19 protein-coding genes are annotated in these 23,176 nt (G+C 65.3%); 14 read left to right on the top strand and 5 right to left on the bottom strand.

Features of this window, described 5'->3' with window-relative positions; translation table 11 throughout:
- The first annotated feature begins 36 nt into the window (after positions 1-36).
- Together ACVW1C_RS23060 and ACVW1C_RS23055 are read left to right on the top strand one after the other, a co-directional pair.
- The gene (locus tag ACVW1C_RS23060; RefSeq protein WP_456760372.1) at positions 37-909 is read left to right on the top strand and encodes an NmrA family NAD(P)-binding protein; all 873 of its coding nucleotides are present in this window, start codon (positions 37-39) and stop codon (positions 907-909) included.
- 122 nt (positions 910-1,031) lie between these two features.
- Positions 1,032-1,391, top strand: a complete 360-nt coding sequence (locus tag ACVW1C_RS23055) for a DoxX family protein (RefSeq protein ID WP_456760371.1) — start codon at positions 1,032-1,034, stop codon at positions 1,389-1,391.
- A 9-nt stretch (positions 1,392-1,400) separates the two neighbouring features.
- Here the strand turns inward: ACVW1C_RS23055 and ACVW1C_RS23050 are convergent, their stop codons facing one another.
- Together ACVW1C_RS23050 and ugpB are read right to left on the bottom strand one after the other, a co-directional pair.
- Positions 1,401-2,351 (bottom strand): aminoglycoside phosphotransferase family protein, encoded by a 951-nt coding sequence (locus ACVW1C_RS23050; protein ID WP_456760370.1) that lies wholly within the window; start codon positions 2,349-2,351, stop codon positions 1,401-1,403.
- A gap of 287 nt (positions 2,352-2,638) precedes the next feature.
- Positions 2,639-3,946, bottom strand: coding sequence for a sn-glycerol-3-phosphate ABC transporter substrate-binding protein UgpB (gene ugpB, locus ACVW1C_RS23045; RefSeq protein ID WP_456760369.1), 1,308 nt, complete (start codon positions 3,944-3,946; stop codon positions 2,639-2,641).
- Between the two features lie 188 nt (positions 3,947-4,134).
- Here ugpB and ACVW1C_RS23040 point away from each other — a divergent pair, with 188 nt between their 5' ends.
- From ACVW1C_RS23040 to ACVW1C_RS23015, 6 genes are all read left to right on the top strand, one after another.
- Positions 4,135-5,130 (top strand): TRAP transporter substrate-binding protein, encoded by a 996-nt coding sequence (locus tag ACVW1C_RS23040; RefSeq protein ID WP_456760368.1) that lies wholly within the window; start codon positions 4,135-4,137, stop codon positions 5,128-5,130.
- 34 nt (positions 5,131-5,164) lie between these two features.
- Positions 5,165-7,231, top strand: coding sequence for an ATP-binding protein (locus ACVW1C_RS23035; protein ID WP_456760367.1), 2,067 nt, complete (start codon positions 5,165-5,167; stop codon positions 7,229-7,231).
- Complete coding sequence (locus ACVW1C_RS23030; RefSeq protein ID WP_456760366.1) at positions 7,201-8,949, top strand: ATP-binding response regulator; 1,749 nt, start codon at positions 7,201-7,203, stop codon at positions 8,947-8,949. The genes ACVW1C_RS23035 and ACVW1C_RS23030 overlap by 31 nt, the downstream gene beginning before the upstream one ends.
- The gene (locus tag ACVW1C_RS23025; RefSeq protein WP_456760365.1) at positions 8,946-9,683 is read left to right on the top strand and encodes a response regulator; all 738 of its coding nucleotides are present in this window, start codon (positions 8,946-8,948) and stop codon (positions 9,681-9,683) included. The genes ACVW1C_RS23030 and ACVW1C_RS23025 overlap by 4 nt, the downstream gene beginning before the upstream one ends.
- Before the next feature lie 214 nt (positions 9,684-9,897).
- Positions 9,898-12,951 (top strand): DNA polymerase I, encoded by a 3,054-nt coding sequence (polA, locus tag ACVW1C_RS23020; RefSeq protein ID WP_456760364.1) that lies wholly within the window; start codon positions 9,898-9,900, stop codon positions 12,949-12,951.
- 282 nt (positions 12,952-13,233) lie between these two features.
- Positions 13,234-13,869 (top strand): LysE family translocator, encoded by a 636-nt coding sequence (locus ACVW1C_RS23015; protein ID WP_223974893.1) that lies wholly within the window; start codon positions 13,234-13,236, stop codon positions 13,867-13,869.
- A 247-nt stretch (positions 13,870-14,116) separates the two neighbouring features.
- On the opposite strand, the gene ACVW1C_RS23010 is transcribed toward ACVW1C_RS23015, so the two are convergent.
- The gene (locus ACVW1C_RS23010; RefSeq protein ID WP_456760363.1) at positions 14,117-14,743 is read right to left on the bottom strand and encodes a glutathione S-transferase family protein; all 627 of its coding nucleotides are present in this window, start codon (positions 14,741-14,743) and stop codon (positions 14,117-14,119) included.
- A 214-nt stretch (positions 14,744-14,957) separates the two neighbouring features.
- Between ACVW1C_RS23010 and pyrE the strand changes: the two genes are divergently transcribed.
- Positions 14,958-15,521, top strand: a complete 564-nt coding sequence (gene pyrE, locus ACVW1C_RS23005) for an orotate phosphoribosyltransferase (protein WP_173639249.1) — start codon at positions 14,958-14,960, stop codon at positions 15,519-15,521.
- Positions 15,522-15,872: 351 nt separating this feature from the next.
- Complete coding sequence (locus ACVW1C_RS23000) at positions 15,873-16,670, top strand: DUF2865 domain-containing protein (protein ID WP_456763145.1); 798 nt, start codon at positions 15,873-15,875, stop codon at positions 16,668-16,670.
- A 135-nt stretch (positions 16,671-16,805) separates the two neighbouring features.
- On the opposite strand, the gene ACVW1C_RS22995 is transcribed toward ACVW1C_RS23000, so the two are convergent.
- Complete coding sequence (locus ACVW1C_RS22995; protein WP_092122888.1) at positions 16,806-17,237, bottom strand: hypothetical protein; 432 nt, start codon at positions 17,235-17,237, stop codon at positions 16,806-16,808.
- 186 nt (positions 17,238-17,423) lie between these two features.
- Between ACVW1C_RS22995 and ACVW1C_RS22990 the strand changes: the two genes are divergently transcribed.
- The gene (locus ACVW1C_RS22990) at positions 17,424-17,714 is read left to right on the top strand and encodes a GIY-YIG nuclease family protein (protein WP_456760362.1); all 291 of its coding nucleotides are present in this window, start codon (positions 17,424-17,426) and stop codon (positions 17,712-17,714) included.
- A gap of 286 nt (positions 17,715-18,000) precedes the next feature.
- Here ACVW1C_RS22990 and ACVW1C_RS22985 read toward each other — a convergent pair whose 3' ends face one another.
- Positions 18,001-18,234, bottom strand: a complete 234-nt coding sequence (locus ACVW1C_RS22985; RefSeq protein ID WP_456760361.1) for a hypothetical protein — start codon at positions 18,232-18,234, stop codon at positions 18,001-18,003.
- Positions 18,235-18,478: 244 nt separating this feature from the next.
- Between ACVW1C_RS22985 and ACVW1C_RS22980 the strand changes: the two genes are divergently transcribed.
- The 3 genes from ACVW1C_RS22980 to rocF all read left to right on the top strand — a co-directional run bounded on the left by ACVW1C_RS22980 (position 18,479) and on the right by rocF (position 23,152).
- Positions 18,479-20,989, top strand: coding sequence for a glycogen/starch/alpha-glucan phosphorylase (locus tag ACVW1C_RS22980; protein ID WP_456760360.1), 2,511 nt, complete (start codon positions 18,479-18,481; stop codon positions 20,987-20,989).
- 176 nt (positions 20,990-21,165) lie between these two features.
- Positions 21,166-21,984, top strand: coding sequence for an acyl-CoA thioesterase (locus ACVW1C_RS22975; protein ID WP_456760359.1), 819 nt, complete (start codon positions 21,166-21,168; stop codon positions 21,982-21,984).
- Between the two features lie 190 nt (positions 21,985-22,174).
- On the top strand, positions 22,175-23,152 hold the full coding sequence (gene rocF / locus ACVW1C_RS22970) for an arginase (protein ID WP_456760358.1): 978 nt from the start codon (positions 22,175-22,177) through the stop codon (positions 23,150-23,152).
- Positions 23,153-23,176 lie beyond the last annotated feature (24 nt).

The following is a 23,176-nucleotide window of genomic DNA, read 5'->3' as shown; positions in this document are numbered from 1 at the left end:
CTCAAACATAGACCAGACTGGGCCAGGAGAATACGCATGTTTCTAGTCACTGGAATTACAGGAAAAGTCGGCGGCGCAACGGCCAGGCATCTGTTGGCGCAAGGCAAGAAAGTACGGGCGCTGGTTCGCGACCGCGCGAAGGCGGCAAGCTGGACGGACCAGGGTGTGGAACTGGTGGACGGCGACTGGAACGACACGGCCGCCATCGAGCGGGCGCTCAAGGGCGTCGACGGCGCGTTTGTCATGTTGCCAGCCGTCTGGGCCCCCTCGCCGGACTTCAAGGAAGCCAAGAGCGTCATCGCGAACTATGTCGAGGCGCTGACCAAGGCCGCGCCGCCGCGGGTCGTCGGGCTCTCGTCGATGGGCGCGAACAGAACCAGCGAGCTAGGGATGATCACAGCCCTGTCGTTGCTGGAGCAGAGCTTTCGTAAACTGACATCGCCGACCGCCTTTGTGCGCGCCGGCGGGTTTTTCGAAAACTTCCTTTACGGCCTGCACGTCGCCCAGGGCGGCACGCTCCCCGTGTACTACAACCCGACCAACCGGAAATCGACCATGGTCGCGACGAACGACATCGGTGCCGAGGTGGCGACGCTGCTGACTGGGCCGGCGTGGTCGGGGCAGCGCGTCATCGAACTTGGTTCGATGGTCAGCGCGGATGAAGTCGCCACGCAACTGGGCGATGTCATGCAGCGCGAAGTCACGGCCTTCGCTGTCCCGCGTGCCGAGTGGCCGGCAGCATTCGAGCAACTCGGCATCCCGAAGGGCCAAACCGGACCGGCTGAAGCGATGTTCGACGCCGTCAACGCTGGCTGGATGGACCTTGGCGTAGCGGGCACGGAGCGCGTCGCCGGCACAACGCTTCCCCGCGATGTCTTCGCGGCGGCCAAGAAGGCGGCTACGGCGTAGGTCCGCGGATCAGCGATGAGATGCGACTTCGGACCTGTTCCGGAAATTCGCATCTTCCTCGGAGCGAATGCGTCGCGGCCGGCCGTCTCTCCGCGACGCCCTCATCAGAAAAGGATGGACAAATGTCACCGATTTCCTGGCGCCGAGTCTCGGCCTTGGCGCTTGCAGCCTTCTTCGTCGTGGGATCGCTCAGCAACATCTTCGCCCCTGAGTCTATCTACGAAGAGTATCTGCGGTGGGGATACCCGCACTGGTTCCATTTCGTCACCGGATCGCTGGAACTCACGACCGCCGTTCTGTTGGCGCGGGCACGGACGCGGCTGTGGGGCTCGGCGCTCGGCTGTGCCGTGATGTTGGCGGCGCTCGCGACCGTCACCCTCCACGGCGAATACGGGCACGGGGTGCCGCCGACTATCGTGGCGACACTGTCAATAGCCGTTGGCTGGATCGCCTGGCGGATACGGCTCCCCAGATCGGCATGACTGTCACCGCTAGTCCGGCCAGACCAACTCCTGCAACTGGACGAAGTCATCGACCCGATCCGGCCAGCCCGCGATGCAGATATGGCGCAGCGGATCGCTGGCCGAGTGCAACATCATCAGCGCCATCAACCGCCGCTTCAGCGCGAACGTCACCTCGCTGCGCGGGATGCCGTAGCCGTCGAACAGGCTGCGCACCCGGCGCGGATGCCCGGCGGCCATGAAGGCGCTGGGGCCGAGCAGGTCGTACTCGCCCCATCCGGTCCGGACGTCGCCGAAGTCGAACAGGCCGGCGACGTGCCAGCCGTCGGCGCGGCGGCCCAGCAGGAAATTCTCCGGGATGTACTCGCCGGTCAGGATCACCGGCGGCGCGTGCATCGGGATCAACTCAGTGGCGTCGCGCAGGAGATCGTCGAGCGAGGTGAGCAATTTTGCCGGCAGGCCGAGCCGCTCGTGCCGCGCCCGGCACTGCGCGATCTGGCCGCGCATGAAGGCCTCCCAGCGCGGCTCGATCGCCAGCAGGCCGCCGGGCGGCACGCGCTGCACCTCGGCGATCACGGCGCTGATCTCGGCGAGCACGCGCTCGCGCTCGGCCTCCGACAGCGATGGCCACACCTCCGAGCCGACGGTGCCGGCGAGGTGTGTAATGACGAGATAGGGCCAGCCGTCGCGCTCGCCTTCCGCGATGAGATCGGGAATCGGAATGCCGAGCCGTCCGCGCAACTGTGCCAGCGCGCCGCGTTCGGACACGAATTGCGGGCGCAGAAACGGCGGAAACAGTTTCAGGATCAGCTCACCGTCGAGCCCGACGACGAGGTTGGTGCCGGTCGAGAACACGTGCGGCGCGGCGCAGGACAACCCATAGTCGTCGGCAATGTCGCGCGCGATGGGCAACCAGCGCGACGCGTCGCCGCGCCAGGCGCGGTAGGTGTCGTAGTCGGCAAATGGTGGAAGGGATATCATTTCAAGGAATCTCGTAGCCCACTCTATCCTCGTCATCCCTGCGCAAAGGCTTGTTCAACTGTCGTCCCTGCCTAGTGCGCAATTGCGCACGGGAGCAGGGACCCATACTCCGCGGCGGATGTTATAAAAGGGACTCGTCGTCCCTGTGGTGCACAACTATGAGCTTCGGTGGTTGTGGGTCCCTGCTTTCGCAGGGACGACACCGAATCTGATGCGCAGTCACGGAGTCATACATTCATCCAGGCTGCTCAACTGCTTGTCCGTCATCCTGGGAGGAAATGTGCCCTTCACCGATCCGGATTGGCGCGCTCGAACTGGCGCAGCAGGCGGTTGCCGCGCTCGACGGCGTTGTCCATCGCGGCCTGCGCCGAACGCTTGCCGGTGAACACCTGCTCGAGCTCCTCCTCGATCACGTCGCGGATCAGGACGAACGAGCCGAGCCGGATGCCTCTGGAATTGTCGGTCGGCGGCTTCAGCGTGACCTCCTCGATCGAGATCGAGGCGCCGGGATTGCGCTCGTAGAATCCCTGCGTGCGACTGAGATCGAACGCGGCGCGGGTGATCGGCAGGTAGCCGGTGTTCTGATGCCAGGCGGCCTGCACCTCCGGCCGCGACAGATAGGCGAAGAATTTCGCCACTCCGGCATATTCGGCGCGCGGCCGGTCGCGCAGCACCCACAGCGTCGCGCCGCCGATGATCGAATTCTGCGGCGCGCCCTGCACGTCGGGATCGAACGGCATCATGCCGTAGCCGACCTCGAATTTGGAATTGGCCTTGATGTCGGCACGGGTGCCCGACGAGCCGATGAAGATGCCGCACTCGCCCTTTTGAAAGCGCGGCTCGGCGGCCTGGCCACGGCCGCTGTAGTCGAAGGTCTTGTCGGCCTGCCACTGCGCGAGCTGCGCGATGTGGCGCACCACCAACGGGTTGTTGAAGATCAGCTGCGCGTCGAGCCCGGCAAATCCGTTGGCCTTGGTCGCGATCGGCAGGTTGTGAAAGGCGGAGAAATTCTCGACATTGATCCAGGACGGCCATGACGTGGTCACGCCGCACATCGCACCCGCCGCGCGCAGCCGCTTGGCCACGATGCCGAGCTCCGGCCAGGTCTTCGGAGGCTCGCTCGGATCGAGCCCGGCCGACCGGAACATATCCTTATTGTAGTACAGGATCGGCGTCGAGGCGTTGAACGGGAACGACAGCATATTGCCGTCGACATCGGCATAGTAGCCCGCCACCGCGGTCAGATAGGCCGACGGCGCGAACGCCTCCGATTGATCCCGCATCAGCTCGAACACCGGATAGATCGCGCCGCGCGCCGCCATCATGGTTGCGGTGGCAATCTCGTTGACCTGAACGATCGCCGGCTGGCTGCGCGAGCGGAACGCGAAGATCGCCGCGGTGACGGTCTCGGTGTAGTTGCCCTTGTAGGCGGGCACGATGCGGTAGTCGGATTGCGAGGCGTTGAAGTCGGCGGCGAGCTTCTCGAGCTGCTTGCCGAGCTCGCCCGACATCGCGTGCCACCACATGATCTCGGTCGCAGCTCGTGCCGGCGCCACAAGCAGAAGGGCCGCGACGACGAGGTGCAAGACATTCAAGGCGAGCTTCACAACCAACCGTTCCCGGATGCCAACACGCGGTCATAAGGCGCTACAACCACAAATTCAATCGACACCGCAGGTTGCAGCTCGGTTTTAACGTATGGCGGATGGGCGAACCACCGCCATTCTGCTAAAAGTGTTGAACCTTTTGCTCCCGCCCCAGACACAAACCACAAGGGGAATTGTTGCCTGTGTACCGCCGCGCCGGCCTTTCGCGGACAATAACGCTTGCCGTCGCGCTGTTATGCACAGCGGTCTCGGCGAGTGCTTTTGCGCGCGAATTCCGCACCGCCGATACCCAGAATGAAGACTATCCGACGGTCCAGGCGCTGAACTACATGGACCGCCTGATCGCCGAACGCACCGGCGGCCGGCACCGCATCGTGGTCTTCCATTCCCGCCAGCTCGGCGAGGAAAAGGAGACGCTGGAGCAGACCCGGGCCGGCGCCATCGATCTGAACCGGACCAATGTCGCGCTGATCGGAACCATGGTGCCTTCGGTGAACGTGCTGGCGATGCCGTTCCTGTTTCGATCCCTTGAGCATCTGCAGCATGTGCTGGATGGACCGATCGGCAACGAGATCCTGAACGGTCTCGAGGCCCACGGCTTCGTCGGGCTGACCTTCTACGATTCCGGCGCCCGCTCGATCTATAACAGCGTCCGCCCGGTACGTTCGCTCGACGACCTCAAGGGGCTGCGGCTGCGCGTGCAGCAATCCGAACAGATGTCGGACATGATCCGCGCGCTCGGCGCCCAGCCGGTCCAGATGGCCTATGGCCAGGTGCTGACCGGGCTCGCCAACCGGCTGATCGACGGCGCGGAGAACAACTGGCCGTCCTTCGTCACCACCGGCCACTACAAATACGCCGGCTACTATACCCTGACCCGACACACCGTGAGCCCCGAAGTGCTGGTGATGTCGCGCAAGGCCTGGGCCAGCCTCACGCCGGACGAGCAGACCATCTTCCGCGAAGCCGCGCAGCGCTCCAGCATCTACATGCGCGAGAAGTGGCGGGAGCTCGAGGAGCGCTCGCGCAGGCAGGCGGAGCAGGCCGGCGTCAAGGTCGTGACCGATTTCGACCGCAAGCCGTTCGAGGCGGCGATGGCCGGCATCTATGCCAAGGCGGAGCGCGATCCGGCGATAGCTGCGCTGATCGAACGCATCCGCAACATGGAGTGACCGGATCTTGGACGCGCCCAAACAGGACGGGACGATGCGACCGCGGGCGGCCTTTGGGCCGCAGGGCCGCTTCCGCATCGTCCAGTTGCTGCGTGCGGTGCCGATCCGCTGGCGCATTCTTTCGATCGCGCTGCTCAATTCCGCCGTCGTGGTCGTGCTGGCGGTGCTGATCTGGAACGGCTCGAAGGTGCTCGGCTCGGCCTGGGACGACGTCCGCCAGGTGCGGGAATCCGACAAGATCCTGGCCAAGCTCGAGAGCGAGACCAGCCGTCTGCAGAACCTGATCCATCGCTACATCAACCAGCCGAGCCCGGACCTGTTTGCGGAAATCCTGCTGCTCCGCGAGGCCGTGCTCGGCACGCTGACCAACCGGGCCTCGACCGACCCGATGCTGTCGGGCTCGGTCGAGCAGCTGGAGCGCGTCACCAGCCGTTTCCTCGACGGCTTCGGTGAATTGCGCACCCTGCAGACCACGATCTCCAAGACCTATGACGAGCAGGTGCTGTCGCCGACCAGGGACATGGCCGGGCTCTATTCGATCATCGAGGGCGCCACCGGCCATCGCGACGCGCTGATCTGGCCGGCGCTCGGCAAATCGCGCGAAGCCTTCACCTCGCTCCTGGTCGCCGCCAACGCCTACTACCTTTCGCTTGCCTCCTCGTCGGCCGAGGAAGCCCGCCGCAACATCGATACGATCGAGAAGACGATTCCCGTCATGACCGATCTGGCCGAGAACGACCTGCAGCGCATGGCGCTGGCGCGGCTCAAGGTCAAGACCGCCGAGCTGCGCGACGGGCTCGGCAAGCTCAGCGAACAGCTCACCAACCGCACCGATCTGTTGCGCAACTCGATCGACGCCAGCCAGGCCGACGCGATCGGCGCGATCGACGAGCTCTCGGTGAAGATGCGCCAGCGCGAGCAGAAGGCGCAGGAGACGTTCGACAAGACGCTGACGTCGATCTCGCGCCGGGTGCTGTCGATCGCCGTGATCTTCCTCGGCGTCATCATGTCGGCCGGCGTCATGATCGCACTCTCGATCCGGCTGCCGCTGGCGCAGATCATGGCCGCGATGCGCACCATCACCTCGGGCGACCTCGACCGGCCGGTGCAGGGCACCTCGGCCAAGGACGAGGTCGGCGCCATGGCGCGCGCGGTCGAGGTGTTCCGCGAAAACGCGATCGCCAAGCGCAAGACCGAGGACGAGCTGCGCAGCGCCAAGGAGAAGGCCGAGAGCGCGCTGCTCGAGCTCAACGCCGCCCAGCAGAACCTGATCGATGCCGAGCGCCTCGCCGCGCTCGGCGGGCTCGTTGCGGGCGTGGCCCACGAGGTCAACAATCCGATCGGCATCAGCCTGACGGTCGCCTCGAGCTTTGCCCGCCGCAGCGAGATGTTCGAGAACGACCTGAAGACCGAGCCGCTGCGCCGCTCCAGGCTCGACGAATTCGTGCGTGCCTCGCGTGACGCATCACAGCAACTGGTTGCGAACCTGCAGCGCGCCGGCGAACTGATCCAGTCGTTCAAGCAGGTCGCCGTCGATCGCTCACATGCCGAACGCCGCCAGTTTGCCTTGAGCGAATCGACCGACCAGATCGTGGCGAGCCTGCGGCCGGTGCTGAAGAAGGCCGCGATCGCGCTGTCCGTCGACGTGCCCGATGGGCTCCTGATCGACGGCTATCCCGGCGCCTATGGCCAGATCTTAACCAATCTTTTCCTCAACGCCGTCAATCATGCCTTCGCCGACGGCCGCTCCGGCAACATCACGATCTCGGCGCGCGGTCGCGGCACCGATGATGTCGAGATCATCTTCGCGGACGACGGGGCTGGCATGACGCCGGACGTGCAGCGACAGGCGTTTGACCCGTTCTTCACGACCCGACGCAACGAAGGTGGCACGGGCCTCGGCCTCCATATCGTCTACAACCTCGTCACCCAGCAGCTCGGCGGACGCATGATGCTGGAGTCAAGGGTAGGACAAGGCACCACTTTTCGCATTATCATGCCCAGGATCGCCAAGGGGGCTGCCATGGGCGAGCCCACGATCACTGACGCAGCAGCCGACGGAACCAGTCAATGGCCGAACAGGACGATGTCCTCCAACTGATCGACGACACCGAGAGCCCCCCGGAGGACTCGCCGGTACGGAAATGGAAGATCGCCGTGATCGACGACGATCACGCCGTCCACGAAGGCACCCGATTTGCGCTCAGCGATTACAACCTGAACGGCGCGACGCTGGAGATCCTGTCGGCCTACTCTGCGGCCGAAGGCCGCACGCTGATGCGGGACAACCCCGACATCGCGGCCGTGCTGCTCGACGTCATCATGGAGACCGACGTCGCCGGCCTCGAGCTCGTCGAATACATCCGCAACGACATCAAGAACGAGACCGTCCGCATCATCCTGCGCACCGGCCAGCCCGGCCAGGCGCCGGAGCGGCGCGTCATCGTGCAATACGACATCAACGACTACAAGGCGAAGACCGAGCTCACCGCCGACAAGCTGTTCACCTCGCTGACCGCCGCGCTGCGCAGCTACCAGCAGCTCGAGCGCATGGTGCAGACAAGGCGCGGGCTCGAGATCATCATCGATGCGGCCTCGACGCTGTACGACTTCAAGTCGATGCAGCGGCTGGCCGAGGGCGTGCTGACGCAGCTCGCCTCGCTGCTCAATGTCGATTGCGCCGGCATCCTGGTGCTGCGCGACGACGGCAACGCCGCCGCCGCCGATTTCTCGGTGCTGGCCTGCTCGGGCTGCTACAGCCGCTTCATCGGCACGACGTCATCGAAGGCGCTCGATCCCGACCTGCGGCACATGGTGGAGGAAGCGTTCCAGCGCCGCAAGAACGAGTTCGCCGACCACCGCAGCGTGCTCTATTCGCGCACCGGCAGCGGCCGCGAGGTCGTGGTGCTGCTACAGGCCGAGCGCCAGCTCTCCGACACCGACCGCGCGCTGGTCGAGATCTTCTCGAGCCGGCTGTCGATCGCGTTCGACAACGTGATCCTCTACCAGCAGCTTCAAGAAGCCAACACCCAGCTCGAGGACCGCGTCGCGCAGCGCACCCGCGCGCTGATGCAGGCCAACCGGCGGCTGTCGGCACAATGGCTGCGGCTGCAGCGTGCCAACGGCTTCAAGAACGAAATCCTCGGCACTGTCGCCCACGATCTGAAGAATCCGCTCGGCGTGATCCTCGGCCGCACCGAGATGCTGACCGAATTGATCAGTGCCGGCTCGCCGAAGGAGAACGTCACCGCCCAGGTCGAGCACATCAGGGATGCGACCAGGCGGCTGACCTCGATGGTCGACCACCTGATCTCGGATGCGATGGCCGACGCCTTCGACATCACCATCCGCCGCGAGCCGGTCGACGTCGCGGCCCTCGTCAACGAGGTCACCGAGGCTAATTTACCCTCGGCCGTCAACAAGCAGCAGAGCATCTCGGTCTCGGGGCCGCAGCAATTCGTCACGATGTGCGACGGCGACCGGATCCGCGAGGCGATCGACAATTTGGTCAGCAACGCCATCAAGTACTCGCCGATCGGCGGCAAGATCACGGTGGCGGTCAGCCACGAAGGTGACGACACGGTGATCCGGATCGCCGACCAGGGCCCCGGCCTCAGCCCCGAGGATCTCGGCCGGCTGTTCGGCCGGTTCCAGCGGCTGTCGGCTAAGCCGACCGCGGGCGAAAGCTCGACCGGCCTCGGCCTTTCCATTGTCAAGCGTATCATCGACATGCATGGCGGCCATGTGACCGCACAGAGCCCGGGCCCCGGACAGGGGTCGACCTTTACGGTTACACTGCCGGCGACAGAGACATCATGAACCAGAACCCGCATATCTTCATCGTCGACGATGAGGCGCCGGCCCGCGAGATGGTCGGCGATTACCTCAAGATGCACGGCTTCGGCGTGACGCTGTGCGATGGCGGCAAGAGCCTGCGCAAGGAGATCGAGAGCAGCACGCCCGATCTCGTGGTGCTGGACCTCAACATGCCCGAGGAGGATGGTCTGTCGATCATCCGCGACCTCAAGAGCAAGATCAACGTCCCCGTCATCATGCTGACAGCTACTGCCAGCCCGATCGACCGCGTGGTCGGGCTCGAGCTCGGCGCCGACGATTACGTGGCCAAGCCCTGCGAGCTGCGCGAGCTGATGGCACGCATCCGCTCGGTGCTGCGGCGGAGCGGACCCGCCAAATCAGCTGCGCCGGAACCGGCGAGCACCAAGGCCGAAAAGGAGCAGCTGGTGCGGTTCGGCACCAAATGGCTCGATCTCGAGGCCCAGGCGCTGCGCGACGACGAGGGCAATGAGCACCCGCTGACCGCCTCCGAATTCGGCCTGCTGAAGGTGTTCGCGGCCAATCCGAAGCGCGTGCTGTCGCGCGAGCGGCTGCTGGAACTGGCCAATGCGCGCGACGCGGAAGCCTTCGACCGCGCCGTCGACCTGCGCATCATGCGCATCCGCCGCAAGATCGAATTCGACCCAACCAAGCCGTCGGTGATCCGGACCATCCGCGGTGGCGGCTATCTGTTCTCGCCGACCGGGGACAAGGCGTAGCTTCTCGGCGTCGTGCTGGCGCTGTTCCCGTCATCCTAAGGAGCGCGTAGCGCGTCTCGAAGGATGCACGGCCCGGTCGGTGGCCGTCGATCCTTCGAGACGCCGCTTCGCAGCAGGATGACGGGTCTCAAATTCATCGAATTCGTTGTGTGGCACGGGCGGATTCAGCGACACAAAGGCTGTCAATCTCCGCAAAAATCCCTAAGTTTCGGCCATGCCGAAAACAGCCTCCAAAGACCCCGCCAAATCAGCCCCGCAGACCGCAGCCAAGCCCGTCGCCGCCAAGCCCGTTACTACCAAGCCCGCGGCGAAGGGCGACCATATCTTTTTGGTCGACGGCTCGGGCTACATCTTCCGCGCCTACCACGCGCTGCCGCCGCTGAACCGCAAGTCCGACGGGTTGCAGGTCAACGCCGTGCTCGGCTTCTGCAACATGCTGTGGAAGCTGCTGCGCGACATGCCGGACGACAACCGGCCGACCCATCTGGCGATCGTGTTCGACAAGTCGGAGATCACGTTCCGCAACAAGCTCTATCCCGACTACAAGGCGCACCGGCCGCCGGCGCCCGACGATCTGATCCCGCAATTCGCGCTGATCCGCGAGGCGGTGCGCGCCTTCGAGCTGCCCTGCCTCGAGCAGGCCGGCTTCGAGGCCGACGATCTGATCGCGACCTATGCGCGGCTCGCCACCGAGCGCGGCGCGACCACGACGATCGTATCATCCGACAAGGATCTGATGCAGCTCGTCAACGACAAGGTCGTGATGTACGACACGATGAAGGATCGCCGCATCGGCCGCGACGAGGTGATCGAGAAATTCGGCGTGCCGCCCGAGAAGGTCGTCGAGGTGCAGGCGCTGGCCGGCGATTCCACCGACAACGTGCCCGGCGTACCGGGCATCGGCATCAAGACCGCCGCGCAGCTGATCATCGAATATGGCGATCTCGACCAGCTGCTGTTCCGCGCCGGCGAGATCAAGCAGCCGAAGCGGCGCGAGGCGCTGCTCGAGAATGCCGAGAAGGCGCGCATCTCGCGCCAGCTCGTGCTGCTCGACGACAGGGTCGATCTCGAGGTGCCGCTCGACGACCTCGCCGTGCACGAACCCGACTCGCGCCGGCTGATCTCCTTCCTCAAGGCGATGGAGTTCTCCACCCTCACCCGCCGCGTCGCCGACTATGCGCAGATCGACCCCGCCGATGTCGATGCCGATCCCGGCAACAAGAGCGGCGCCAGCGTGTTCTCGCCGCTGCCGCCGTCGGACGTGACGCCGGCGCCGGGAGACGCTCCGACATCGGCCGCAGCACCACCCGCGAGGGCCAAGCCGACCGGCGCACGCGACGACAAGAACTCCAGCCTGAAGGGCACGCCGGCAACGCTGGCCGAGGCCCGCGGCGAGGCGATCCGCAAGACCGGCTTCGATCGCAAGGCCTATCAGGCGATCGGCAGTCTCGACCAGCTCGGCGCCTTTGTCGCGCGCGCGCACGACACCGGCTACATCGCGATCGAGGCGATGTCGGAATCGATCGACCCGATGCAGGCCGAACTGTCGGGACTGGCGCTCGCCGTGGCGCCCAACGATGCCTGCTACATCCCGCTCGGCCACCGGCAGGCCGGTGGCGGCGCCGGGCTGTTCGATGCGGGCCTCGCGCCCGGCCAGATCAAGACCGCCGATGCACTGAAGGCGCTGAAGCCGCTGCTGGAGTCCGCAGGCATCCAGAAGGTCGGCTTCAACGTCAAGTTCACCTCGGTGACCCTGGCGCAGCACGGCGTCACGCTGCGCAACATCGATGACGCCCAGCTGATGTCCTACGCGCTCGATGCCGGCCGCGGCTCGCATGCGCTGGAGGCGCTCGCCGAGCGCTGGTTCGGCCATGCCGTCGTCAGCTATGGCGGCCTCGTCGGCAGCGGCAAGGGCAAGCTGACCTTCGATCAGGTCACGATCGACAAGGCGACCGAATATGCGGCCGAAAGCGCCGACCTGATCCTGCGGCTGTGGCGGGTGCTGAAGCCCCGCCTCGTGGCCGAACGAATGACGACGGTCTACGAGACGCTGGAGCGGCCGCTGGTGTCGGTGCTGGCGCGGATGGAGCGGCGCGGCATCTCGATCGACCGCCAGGTGCTGTCGCGGCTGTCGGGCGATTTCGCCCAGACCGCGGCGCGCGTCGAGGCCGAGATCCAGGAGATCGCCGGCGAGCCGGTCAATGTCGGCAGCCCGAAGCAGATCGGCGACATCCTCTTCGGCAAGATGGGATTGCCCGGCGGCACCAAGACCAAGACCGGCGCCTGGTCGACCACCGCGCAGGTGCTCGACGAGCTCGCCGAACAGGGCCACGAATTCCCGAGGAAGATTCTGGAGTGGCGCCAGGTCTCGAAGCTGAAATCGACCTACACCGACGCGCTGCCGACCTACGTCAACCCGCAGACCCATCGCGTGCACACGACCTACGCGCTCGCCGCGACCACGACGGGCCGGCTGTCGTCGAACGAGCCGAACTTGCAGAACATCCCGGTTCGTACCGAGGACGGCCGCAAGATTCGCCGCGCCTTCATCGCAACACCCGGTCACAAGCTGGTGTCGGCCGACTATTCGCAGATCGAACTGCGGCTGCTCGCCGAGATCGCCGAAGTGCCGGTGCTGCGCCAGGCGTTTCGCGACGGGCTCGACATTCACGCCATGACGGCTTCCGAAATGTTCGGCGTGCCGATCAAGGACATGCCGAGCGAGGTGCGGCGCCGCGCCAAGGCCATCAATTTCGGCATCATCTACGGCATCTCGGCGTTCGGCCTCGCCAACCAGCTCGGCATCGCGCGCGAGGAAGCCTCCGCCTACATCAAGAAGTACTTCGAGCGCTTCCCGGGCATCCGCGCCTACATGGACGAGACCAAGGACTTCTGCCGCCGCAACGGCTATGTGACGACGCTGTTCGGCCGCAAGTGCTACTACCCGGACATCAAGGCGTCCAACGCCTCGGTGCGCGCCTTCAACGAACGCGCCGCGATCAACGCCCGCCTGCAGGGCACCGCAGCCGACATCATCCGCCGCGCCATGATCCGGGTCGAGGACGCACTCGCCGAGAAGAAGCTCTCGGCGCAGATGCTGCTGCAGGTGCATGACGAACTGATCTTCGAGGTGCCCGACAACGAGGTCGCGGCGACGCTGCCGGTGGTGCAGAAGGTGATGCAGGACGCGCCGTTCCCGGCGGTGATCCTGTCGCTGCCGCTGCAGGTCGACGCCCGCGCCGCGAACAACTGGGACGAGGCGCATTAGACTCCACCTCGCCCCGCCTGCGGGGAGAGGTCGGATCGCATGCAGCGAAGCGGAATGCGATCCGGGTGAGGGGGAATCTCCGCGAACTCACTCTCACCGTCTTTGCGGAAGCAGCCCCTCACCCCAACCCTCTCCCCGCATCCGCCTTCGCACGAAGGCGGGCTTCGGCGGACAAGAGAGCGGGGCGAGGGAGCAGAGCGACATTGCTCCGAGAGCAATTCCAACATGGCAGCGTGGCGGATGACGCGCTAGAAGTGTGCGTATCCCCTTGCGAGCCCCATTATGCCCCACACATCCGCGTTGCTCGGCTTTGCGCTCGTCTGCCTCGGCATGGTGCTGACGCCGGGACCGAACATGATGTACCTGATCTCGCGATCGATCACCCAGGGGCCGGCGGCCGGCATCGTCTCGCTCGGCGGCGTCGCGCTCGGCTTCGTGTTCTACATGCTGTGCGCGGCGTTCGGCATCACCGCGCTGCTGTTTGCGATTCCCTATGCTTATGACGCGCTGCGTTTCGCCGGCGCCGCCTATCTGCTCTGGCTGGCGTGGCAGGCGCTGAAGCCGGGCGGCCGCTCGCCGTTCCAGGTCAAGGCGCTGAAGGTCGACGGCCCGCGCAAACTGTTCGCGATGGGCTTCATCACCAACCTGCTCAACCCGAAGATCGCGATGCTCTATCTGGCGCTGCTGCCGCAGTTCATCGATCCCGCAGGCGGCAGCGTGCTGACGCAGTCGCTCGCGCTCGGCTCGATCCAGATCGTGATCAGCGTCAGCGTCAATGCGATGATCGCGCTCGCCGCCGGCTCGATCGCGGTGTTCCTCGGCACCCGCCCGACCTGGCTGCTGGTGCAGCGCTGGCTGATGGGCACGGTGCTCGCGGGACTTGCGATGAAGATGGCGCTCGAGGCGCGGCGGGCGTGACTTGCTCTCTTACCTCGCCCCGCTTGCGGGGAGAGCATAGGCCGCCTCCGGCGGCCGTCCTCAAGAACGCCGAAGCAAGGCTTCGGCTATGTCGCATCGCCAGATGCGATCCGGGTGAGGGGGAGCCACCGCGAATACAACTTCCAACTTCTTTGCCGAGAGAGCCCCTCACCCCGACCCTCTCCCCGCATCCGCCTTCGCACGAAGGCGGGCTTCGGCGGACAAGAGAGCGGGGCGAGGGAGAAGATCAATCCAGCTTCGCCTCCATGCCCCGCTTCGTCGCCGGGCGGGCCATCAGCGCATCGTACCAGCGCTTGACGTTGGGGAAGTCGGCCAGGTCGACCTTGTGGCGCGGATGGCGCCAGGCCCAGCCGAGGATGGCGAAATCGGCTACCGACAGATCGCCGGCGACGAACTCGCGGCCATCCAGCCGGCGATCCAGCACGCCGTAGAGCCGCCGCGTCTCGGCCATGTAGCGCTTCAGGCCATAGGCGCGGTCCTGCTCGTTCTCCAGCGCGATGAAATGGTGCACCTGACCCGGCATCGGGCCGAAACCGCCCATCTGCCACATCAGCCACTCATAGACCGGGATCCGTTCCGCCAGCGGCTTCGGCAGGAACTTGCCGGTCTTCTCGCCGAGATAGAGCAGGATCGCGCCGGACTCGAAGATGCTGACCGGCTTGCCGCCGGGACCATCGGGATCGATGATCGCCGGGATCTTGTTGTTCGGGCTGATCGCGAGGAACGCGGGCGCCATCTGCTCGCCCTTGCCGATATTCACCGGGATCACCTTGTAGGGCAGCCCCATTTCCTCCAGCGCCACCGAGATCTTGCGGCCATTGGGGGTGTTCCAGGTGTGCAGCTCGATGGTCATTTCCGCTTCCCGTGCAAGTGTTTGGCCGAGTGTTTGGCGCCTGCTTACGGGGATTGCAACGGCCGCACAACCCGCGCTTTCCGCACACGGCTGCGCTGAAAATGGCGGCGCGGGCACTGTTGACGGCGGGATTTACCCGCTGGAATGTGCGGGAGACCGCCGATAGATTGCCGGCCGTTTCAGAAGCCCCAAAGAACCCCCAAGGGAAAAGCCTTTGTCCAAGTCAGCCTCCCGTGCCCGCCTCGCCGAGATCATCCGCAAGCGCTCGTTCGGCCGCGGCGAGATCACCTTGGCGTCGGGCCGCAAGAGCGATTTCTATTTCAACCTGAAGCCGACGATGCTCGATCCCGAAGGCGCAGCGCTGCTCGCCGAGCTCACCTATGAGGCGCTGAAGGACGACCGGCTCGATTTCGTCGGCGGGCTCGAGATGGGCGCGGTGCCGCTCGCCGGCGCCATCGCCCAGCTCTCCTGGCTGAAGGGTCATCCGATCGCGGCGTTCTTCGTGCGCAAGAAGCCGAAGGAGCACGGCGCGCGGCTCGCCGTCGAAGGGCTCGCCAAGGGCGAGACGCTGGCAGGCAAGCGCATCGTGATCGTCGAGGACGTCACCACGACCGGCGGCTCGGCGCTGAAGGCGGTGGAAGCCGTGCGTGAGGCCGGCGGCGAGATCGCACTGGTCTTCACCATGGTCGACCGCGAGGAAGGCGCCACCGAGACGTTCGCCGAGGCCGGCTTGCCGTTCCGCGCGCTGTACAAGGCCGGCGAGTTCTTGAAGGACTGACGGTCTTTCCTCCCCCTCGCCCCGCTCTCTTGTCCGCCGAAGCCCGCCTTCGTGCGAAGGCGGATGCGGGGAGAGGGTTGGGGTGAGGGGCCTCTCTCGTCAGTTGCGATCGTCGAGAGACCTGTACCCCCTCACCCGGATCGCATTGGGCTACGCTCCATGCGTTCCGACCTCTCCCCGCAAGCGGGGCGAGGTAAGCGAGGTTCACACAATCTCGACTTCTTCCGGTCACCCCCAATCAATCGCCCGTTTACCATCACGCCTTAAGGTGAATCCGCCGGGGCACCTTGTCGCCGCGGCGAGGCGCGTCGGGTGGAGTTGGCGTTGCGTACAGAGTTGAGTGATCGGCGGATGCGGCGCCGCGTGATGCTTGCCGCCGCTGCGTTTGCGGGTTCCGTCCTGGTCGTGCCCGCTCCCGTCTCGGCCGAAGGGCTGTTCGACTTCTTCTTCGGCGGTTCCCAGAAGCAGCAGGGCCGGCAGGCCCCGCCGCAAGCCAATTTCTTCGCCGATCCGTTCGGTCTCAATCAGCAGCCGGAACGGCAGACGTCCGCGCCGGTCTCGGCGCCGCGCGTGGCCGGTTCCGGGCCGGCCTATTGCGTGCGCAGCTGCGACGGCAAGTATTTTCCGCTGACGATGCGCGGCAACGCGACGCCGGCGCAGCTCTGCCAGGCGTTCTGTCCCGCGAGCGCGACCAAGGTCTATTACGGCAGCCATATCGACAGCTCCGCCTCGGCTACGGGTGAGCGCTACGCCGACAGTGAGAACGCCTTCGCCTATCGCAAGGCGCTGCACGCCGACTGCACCTGCAACGGCCGCGACCCGGCCGGGCTCGCGCCGGTCGACCTCGCGCTCGATGCCTCGCTGAAGGCCGGCGACGTGATCGCGACCACCGACGGCCTCGTCGCCTATACCGGCGTCCGCGTCGGCAACGAGCAGTCCTTCGACTTCACGCCGATCGCTTCCTATCCCGGGTTGACCGCGGCGGTCCGCGCGCGGCTCGGTGAAATGAAGGTCGCGCCCGTCAGCGCGGAGATCGCGAGCGACGCACCGCTGCCGGAAACCAGCCGCGATGTCGCGCCATCGGCACCATCGTCCGTGGTGCCGAAGGGCAACGCTGCAAAGCCCGCCAAGCGGGCCGAGGCGAACTGACGGCCTGCGCTCGTCATTGCGAGGAGCTCGCGACAAAATTGCGAAGCAATTTTGCGCTGAAGCGACGAAGCAATCCACACTCGGGTTGCGGGACGATGGATTGCTTCGCTGACGCTCGCAATGACGGAGGGATAGCTACCGCGCCACGATCACGCCGATCACGTTCGGCGCGGCCATGTACTTCTCCTCGATCGCGGCCCGCGCCGCCGCGCGGTTCTCCGGGTTGAGGAGGCCGCGCTTCTCGGCGAGGATCATCCAGCAATAGCCCCACCAGTCGGTCAGCATGCCGTGATCGTCGACGAGGTCGTAGCCCTGCTCGCCGGCGAAGATGCGCGCATGCGCTTCATCGAGCGAATCGAGCCAGGCGTGATCCTCGTCCGAGAACAGCTCGTCGCTGAAATCATCGGTGGTGTAGCCCCAGATCGACATGCAGACCGCGTTGAACTCGCGGTCGAGCTGGTCATCGTCGATCGGCTGGCGCCGCGAGGCCTGGTGCAGCCGCGACAGCGACCGCGCGAAATCGGCAATCCGGGTCAGAGCGAATTGGTCAAAGGCGATGGTGGACATGTAGCCCTCGCGGAGACTGAGAGACCATAGATATTGTGTCGGCGCAGGTGCCGAATCACAATGATATATCAAAGACTTGCTAAAGTGTTCTTAATTCGTTCCAGCGCCATCAATGAGCATCGCCCCGGCGAAGGCCGGGGCCCATAACCACCGCGATCGGACAGTTCACGTGATCGGTGCCCCGAAATGAATGCGGCAGTCTATTACGTCTACATTCTCGCGAGCCGCCGCCATGGAACGCTCTACATCGGTGTCAGCAACAATCTTTGCACTCGGCTTGCGCTTCATCGCGCTGGACGCGGCTCACAATTCGTCAAGAAATACGGCGTCACGCGACTGGTTTACATGGAGGTCTACGCTTCACCACAAGAGGCGATCGCACGAGAAAAAGCGCTGAAGGAATGGCGCCGCGACTGGAAGGTGCGCCTGATCGAGCAAGATAATCCGGAGTGGAGCGACCTGTCCCACCTTCTCTGACGGCTGTGGTTATGGGCCCCGGCCTCCGCCGGGGCGACGAATCGCGGTGACTGCATTTGCCGCATGGGAAAAGCGGTCGCCATGTTCGCACAGCCCACAAAGCAATTCGGGCCGCTGACCAGGTCAGCGGCCCGTTGAAAAATTGCTTCGGAATGAAATGCGTCGAAGCTGGAAAATGTGCCCGCCCCACGCGCGACAGCTGTGTTTGTAAAGAACTCGTTAAGTCTTGGAAATCCGTATCAGCACGGTGTTCCCGATGGCGCGTAAAAGCGCGTTGTGCGGCCACCTAATTCGCTGCGGACAGCAGTTTGTCGCCGCAGGCATTCGCGTAAAACTTGCCGCCGCATTGCCGCTTGATGGCGGCGCAGCGCGCGGCAGGCGAAGCGTTCTGGGTCACGCTGTAGCTGCAGCGCAGGCTGTCGGCGCTGCGGCCAGGTTTGCCCGCCGCATAGGCTGCACTTGTGGCGGTGATGCACACCATGAGCAACGCCGTGGCCGCGATCTCGATCAAGAGTCTCATCACGCATCCTCCGCCAAATTGCCGCAAAATTCCGGCTTTCACGGCCGATCGTAGCACCGGCGACGATGGTTCCGAAGGCCCCTCAATCGGCCCGGTCCTTGCATAATATGCCGGCAGCGCCAGGCACGGCAACGCTTCGGGCGGTTTCGATTGCCGGGCAACGCGCGTATCATCGACTTGGGGCATGATCCGGACAATATGATCGCATCATGATCCGGACTCTGAACGGCAGGGATTGAGCGCTTTGCACGAACAAACAAACTACCCGGTGTTGAACCAGCCGATCGACGAGCTGGCGCTGACCGAGATCAAGGGCGCGATCCTCGCCAAGCTCCGGCTTGCGATCGGCAAGGACGCCACCGTCGCGACCAGGCGCGACTGGTACAAGGCGGCGGCGCTGGCGCTGCGCGACCGCATCGTGCACCACTGGCTGACGGCCGAGAAGCAGACCTACGACGCCGGCGCCAAGCGCGTCTATTATCTCTCGCTCGAATTCCTGATCGGCCGCCTGTTCACCGACGCGCTGAACAATATGGGACTGTTGCCGCTGTTCGAGGCCGCGCTCGGCGACCTCGGCGTCGATCTGTCGGACCTGCGCAAATGCGAGCCGGACGCGGCGCTCGGCAATGGCGGTCTCGGACGGCTCGCGGCCTGCTTCATGGAGAGCATGGCGACGCTGGCGATCCCGGCGACCGGCTACGGCATCCGCTACGATTTCGGCCTGTTCCGCCAGATCATGAACCATGGCTGGCAGCAGGAATATCCCGACGAATGGCTCGCCTTCGGCAACCCCTGGGAATTCCAGCGCCCTGAGGTGGTCTACAACGTCCACTTCGGCGGCCATGTCGAGCATGTCGACGACCGCGGCCGCGACCGCGCCACCTGGCATCCGGCGGAAACCGTCGAGGCGATGGCCTACGACACGCCGATCGTCGGCTGGCGCGGCCAGCACGTCAACGCGCTTCGGCTCTGGTCGGCGCACGCGCCCGATCCGCTCCAGCTCGACGTCTTCAACACCGGCGACTACGTCTCGGCCAGCGCCGAGCAGGCGCGCGCGGAGGCGATCTGCAAATTCCTCTATCCGAACGACGAGAGCGCGGCGGGCCGCGAGCTGCGGCTGCGCCAGGAGTATTTCTTCGTCTCGGCCTCGTTGCAGGACCTCGTGAAGCGGCATCTCGCCTCCGACGGCGGCCTGCGCAACCTCGCGCAGAAGGCGGCCGTGCAGCTCAACGACACCCATCCGAGCCTTGCGGTCACCGAGCTGATGCGCATCCTGGTCGACCTGCACAGTTTCCGCTGGGACGAGGCCTGGAAGATCACGGTCGCGACGCTGTCCTACACCAACCACACGCTGCTGCCGGAGGCACTCGAGACCTGGCCGGTCGAACTGTTCGAGCGGCTCTTGCCGCGACATCTCGAGATCATCTACCGCATCAACGTGGCCCATCTCGCGCTCGCCGAGGAGCGCTTCCCCGGCGACATCGAATACCGCGCCTCGGTCTCGCTGATCGACGAACGCAGCGGCCGCCGCGTGCGGATGGGCCAACTCGCCTTCGTCGGCTCGCACCGCATCAACGGCGTCTCCGCGATGCATTCCGACCTGATGAAGGAGACCGTGTTCCACGACCTTCATCATCTCTATCCCCAGCGCATCACCAACAAGACCAACGGCATCACCTTCCGCCGCTGGCTGATGCTGGCCAACCCGCGGCTGACCGCGCTGCTGCGCGAGACCTGCGGCGAGGCCGTGCTCGACGACTTCTCGCTGCTCGAACGGCTCGAGCCCCACTCAAGCGATCTGGAATTCCAGAAGCGCTTCCGCGACGTCAAGCATCACAACAAGCTGGCGCTGGCGCGGCTGATCGGCGAGCGCAACCACATCAAGGTCGACCCGTCGGCACTGTTCGACGTGCAGATCAAGCGCATCCACGAATACAAGCGGCAGCTGCTCAACATCCTGGAGACGATCGCGCTGTACCACGCGATGAAGGACGAGCCGCAGCGCGACTGGGTGCCGCGCGTGAAGATCTTCGCCGGCAAGGCGGCGGCGAGCTACCGCTACGCCAAGCTGATCATCAAGCTGATCAGCGACGTCGCCGAAATCGTCAACAACGACGCTTCGCTCGGCGGCAGGCTGAAGGTCGCCTTCCTCGCCGACTACAATGTCAGCCTCGCCGAGGTGATCATCCCCGCCGCCGATCTCTCCGAGCAGATCTCGACAGCCGGCATGGAGGCCTCGGGCACCGGCAACATGAAGCTCGCGCTGAACGGCGCGCTGACCATCGGCACGCTCGACGGCGCCAATATCGAAATCCGCGACAATGTCGGCGAGGAGAACATCGCGATCTTCGGCCTCGAGGCCGGCGACGTCATGGTCCGTCGCAAGCAGGGGCTCGATGCCAGCGACGTGATCGGCAAATCGCCGCGGCTCGAGCGCGCGATCCGCGCCATCGAGAGCGGCGAGTTCTCGCCGGGCGATCCCGCGCGCTTCGCCTCGATCGGGCACGCGCTGCGCTACCTCGACCACTACATGGTCTCGGCCGATTTCGATTCCTACTACGACGCGCAGCGCGGCATCGACGCGCGCTGGCAGGTGGCGCCGGCCTGGACCCGCGCTTCGATCCTCAACGTGGCGCGCATGGCGTGGTTCTCCTCCGACCGCACCATCCGCGAATATGCCGAAGACATCTGGCATGTGCCGGTGCACCCGAGCGCCTCGCCGCAGTTCGGCAACCAGCGCGAGGCGAAGGGCTGACAGTCCCGGGACGTGGAAATCGATGACGTCCGACGTCATTGAATTCCGCCTTCTTGCCGGGATATTGCTTGTCCGGATAAGGGCGTCATTGCGAGGAGCAAAGCGACGAAGCAATCCAGACTTGCTTTGCGGCTTTGGATTGCTTCGCTTCGCTCGCAATGACGGAACCGAAGAATATGCTCACCAAGACCCCGCATTTGTTCGACGAAGCCACCGCCGTCACCGCCGGCGACAGCCGCTGGCAGGGGCGAACCAGCCCGGATTACTGGGCGTTCGTCGGCCCGTTCGGCGGCTGCACCGCCGCGACGATCCTGCGCGCCGTGATGCAGCACCCGCAGCGGGCGGGCGATCCGCTGGCGCTGACAGTCAATTACTGCGCACCGGTCGCCGAGGGCATGTTCGATCTCGACGTCCGCCTGGTCCGTGCCAATCGCTCGAGCCAGCACTGGTCGGTCGAGATGACGCAGGGCGGCGGCGAGGTCGCGACCTTGGCGACCGCGGTGTTTGCCGAGCGCCGACCGTCGTGGTCGCATCAGCCCGCCGAGTTTCCCGGCGCGGTGCCGTTCGAGGAGCTGCGGCCCTATCCGAAGCTCGCGATGACCTGGGCCAATCAGTATGATTTCCGCTTCGCCGAGGGCGAACCGGAACTCGGCGGCGGCGCCGCCAAGCAACCGTCGAGCCCCTATTCAAAACTCTGGATCGCCGACCGCGTGCCGCGCAAGCTCGATGCGCTGTCGCTGATGTCGATGTCGGACGCGTTCTTCGGCCGCGTGTTCCACGCGCGGCACGAGCTGGTGCCGTTCGGTACGGTGTCGCTGACGACCTATTTCCATGTCGATGCAATCGACCTGGATGCGGAGGATACCACCCGCGTGCTCGCCACCGCCGATGCCAAGATCTTCCACAAGAGCTACGGCGACCAGCACGGCGAATTGTGGTCGCCGTCCGGCCGCCTGCTGGCCACCACGACGCAGATCGCCTATTTCAAGGCCTAGCGCGTTTTCAAGCGAAGCCTGTCCCGCACTTGATACGGGATGGGCACCGGTTCGCGGTGAAGAAAGCGCGTCAAATCTGGACGCACGACTCAACTATCCACATGGCCGGATTGGACCGGGTTGCCTATTTCAAGGGTTGGGGGAACAGTGGCGCGTCGCTTCTGTTCCACGACTTTGGGAGCCCTGCCGCATGTCCGAAGCCGACAACTCGAGACCCTCGCGCATCGCCCTGCTCGGCGTTCCCATCGAGATCGGGGCGTCGCAGCCCGGCCCGCTGATGGGCCCGGACGCGCTGCGCACCGCGGGCATCGCGCGCCTGCTCGAGCAGCTCGACTTCCGGGTCGACGACCATGGCAACCTTGCGATCCCGGCCGTGGTCGCCGACGGCCCGGCGCCGCCGAATACCAAGTTCTACGACGAGGTGAAGACCTGGACCCGCGCGCTCTCCGAGCGCGCCTACTGGCTGGCGCATTCCGGCGCGATCCCGATCTTCATGGGCGGCGATCACTCACTGTCGATGGGGTCGATCAACGGCGTCGCACGCTACTGGCAGGAGAAGGGCCGGCCGCTGTTCGCGCTGTGGGTCGACGCCCATGCCGACTACAACACGCCGTCGACCACCATCACCGGCAACATGCACGGCATGTCGGCCGCCTTCCTGTGCGGCGAGCCGGGGCTCGACAACTTGCTCGGCGGGCTGCCGCGGGCCTCGATCCCGCCGGATCAGCTCGACCTGATCGGCACGCGCTCGGTCGATCCGCTGGAGCGCAAGCTGCTGCGGCAGCGCAACGTCTCGATCGCGGACATGCGCCAGATCGACGAGTTCGGCGTCGCCGTGCTCACCCGCCGCGTCATCGAGCGCGTCAGGGCGAAGAACGGCGTGCTGCATGTCTCGTTCGATGTCGACTTCCTCGATCCGGCAGTGGCGCCCGGCGTCGGCACCACGGTGCCGGGCGGCGCGACCTATCGGGAAGCGCATCTGATCATGGAGCTGCTGCACGACTCCGGACTGGTGCGCTCGCTCGATATCGTCGAGCTCAATCCGTTCCTCGACGAGCGCGGCCGCACCGCGCGCGTCGCGGTCGAACTGATCGGCAGCCTGTTCGGCCTGCAGATCACCGACAGACAGACGCCGAGCAATGCGATGCTGCCGGAGATGGGGGAGTAGTCCCAATCCCGTCATCCTGAGGTG

It is taken from the genome of Bradyrhizobium sp. USDA 4011, from assembly GCF_054063415.1.
The sequence above is the reverse complement of the archived record's forward strand: the minus strand, read 5'-3'. Positions and strand labels throughout refer to the sequence as shown.

What these genes read in the sequence shown, in the direction of transcription:
- rocF (WP_456760358.1), top strand. Translation starts at nt 22,175, where the DNA reads ATGTCCGAAGCCGACAACTCGAGACCCTCGCGCATCGCCCTGCTCGGC.
- ACVW1C_RS23025 (WP_456760365.1), top strand. Translation starts at nt 8,946, where the DNA reads ATGAACCAGAACCCGCATATCTTCATCGTCGACGATGAGGCGCCGGCC.
- ACVW1C_RS23030 (WP_456760366.1), top strand. Translation starts at nt 7,201, where the DNA reads ATGGCCGAACAGGACGATGTCCTCCAACTGATCGACGACACCGAGAGC.
- ACVW1C_RS23050 (WP_456760370.1), bottom strand. Translation starts at nt 2,351, where the DNA reads ATGATATCCCTTCCACCATTTGCCGACTACGACACCTACCGCGCCTGG.
- ACVW1C_RS22975 (WP_456760359.1), top strand. Translation starts at nt 21,166, where the DNA reads ATGCTCACCAAGACCCCGCATTTGTTCGACGAAGCCACCGCCGTCACC.
- ACVW1C_RS22985 (WP_456760361.1), bottom strand. Translation starts at nt 18,234, where the DNA reads ATGAGACTCTTGATCGAGATCGCGGCCACGGCGTTGCTCATGGTGTGC.
- ACVW1C_RS23000 (WP_456763145.1), top strand. Translation starts at nt 15,873, where the DNA reads ATGCGGCGCCGCGTGATGCTTGCCGCCGCTGCGTTTGCGGGTTCCGTC.
- ACVW1C_RS23060 (WP_456760372.1), top strand. Translation starts at nt 37, where the DNA reads ATGTTTCTAGTCACTGGAATTACAGGAAAAGTCGGCGGCGCAACGGCC.
- ACVW1C_RS22990 (WP_456760362.1), top strand. Translation starts at nt 17,424, where the DNA reads ATGAATGCGGCAGTCTATTACGTCTACATTCTCGCGAGCCGCCGCCAT.
- ACVW1C_RS23010 (WP_456760363.1), bottom strand. Translation starts at nt 14,743, where the DNA reads ATGACCATCGAGCTGCACACCTGGAACACCCCCAATGGCCGCAAGATC.
- ACVW1C_RS23015 (WP_223974893.1), top strand. Translation starts at nt 13,234, where the DNA reads ATGCCCCACACATCCGCGTTGCTCGGCTTTGCGCTCGTCTGCCTCGGC.
- ACVW1C_RS22995 (WP_092122888.1), bottom strand. Translation starts at nt 17,237, where the DNA reads ATGTCCACCATCGCCTTTGACCAATTCGCTCTGACCCGGATTGCCGAT.
- polA (WP_456760364.1), top strand. Translation starts at nt 9,898, where the DNA reads ATGCCGAAAACAGCCTCCAAAGACCCCGCCAAATCAGCCCCGCAGACC.
- ACVW1C_RS23035 (WP_456760367.1), top strand. Translation starts at nt 5,165, where the DNA reads ATGCGACCGCGGGCGGCCTTTGGGCCGCAGGGCCGCTTCCGCATCGTC.
- ACVW1C_RS23055 (WP_456760371.1), top strand. Translation starts at nt 1,032, where the DNA reads ATGTCACCGATTTCCTGGCGCCGAGTCTCGGCCTTGGCGCTTGCAGCC.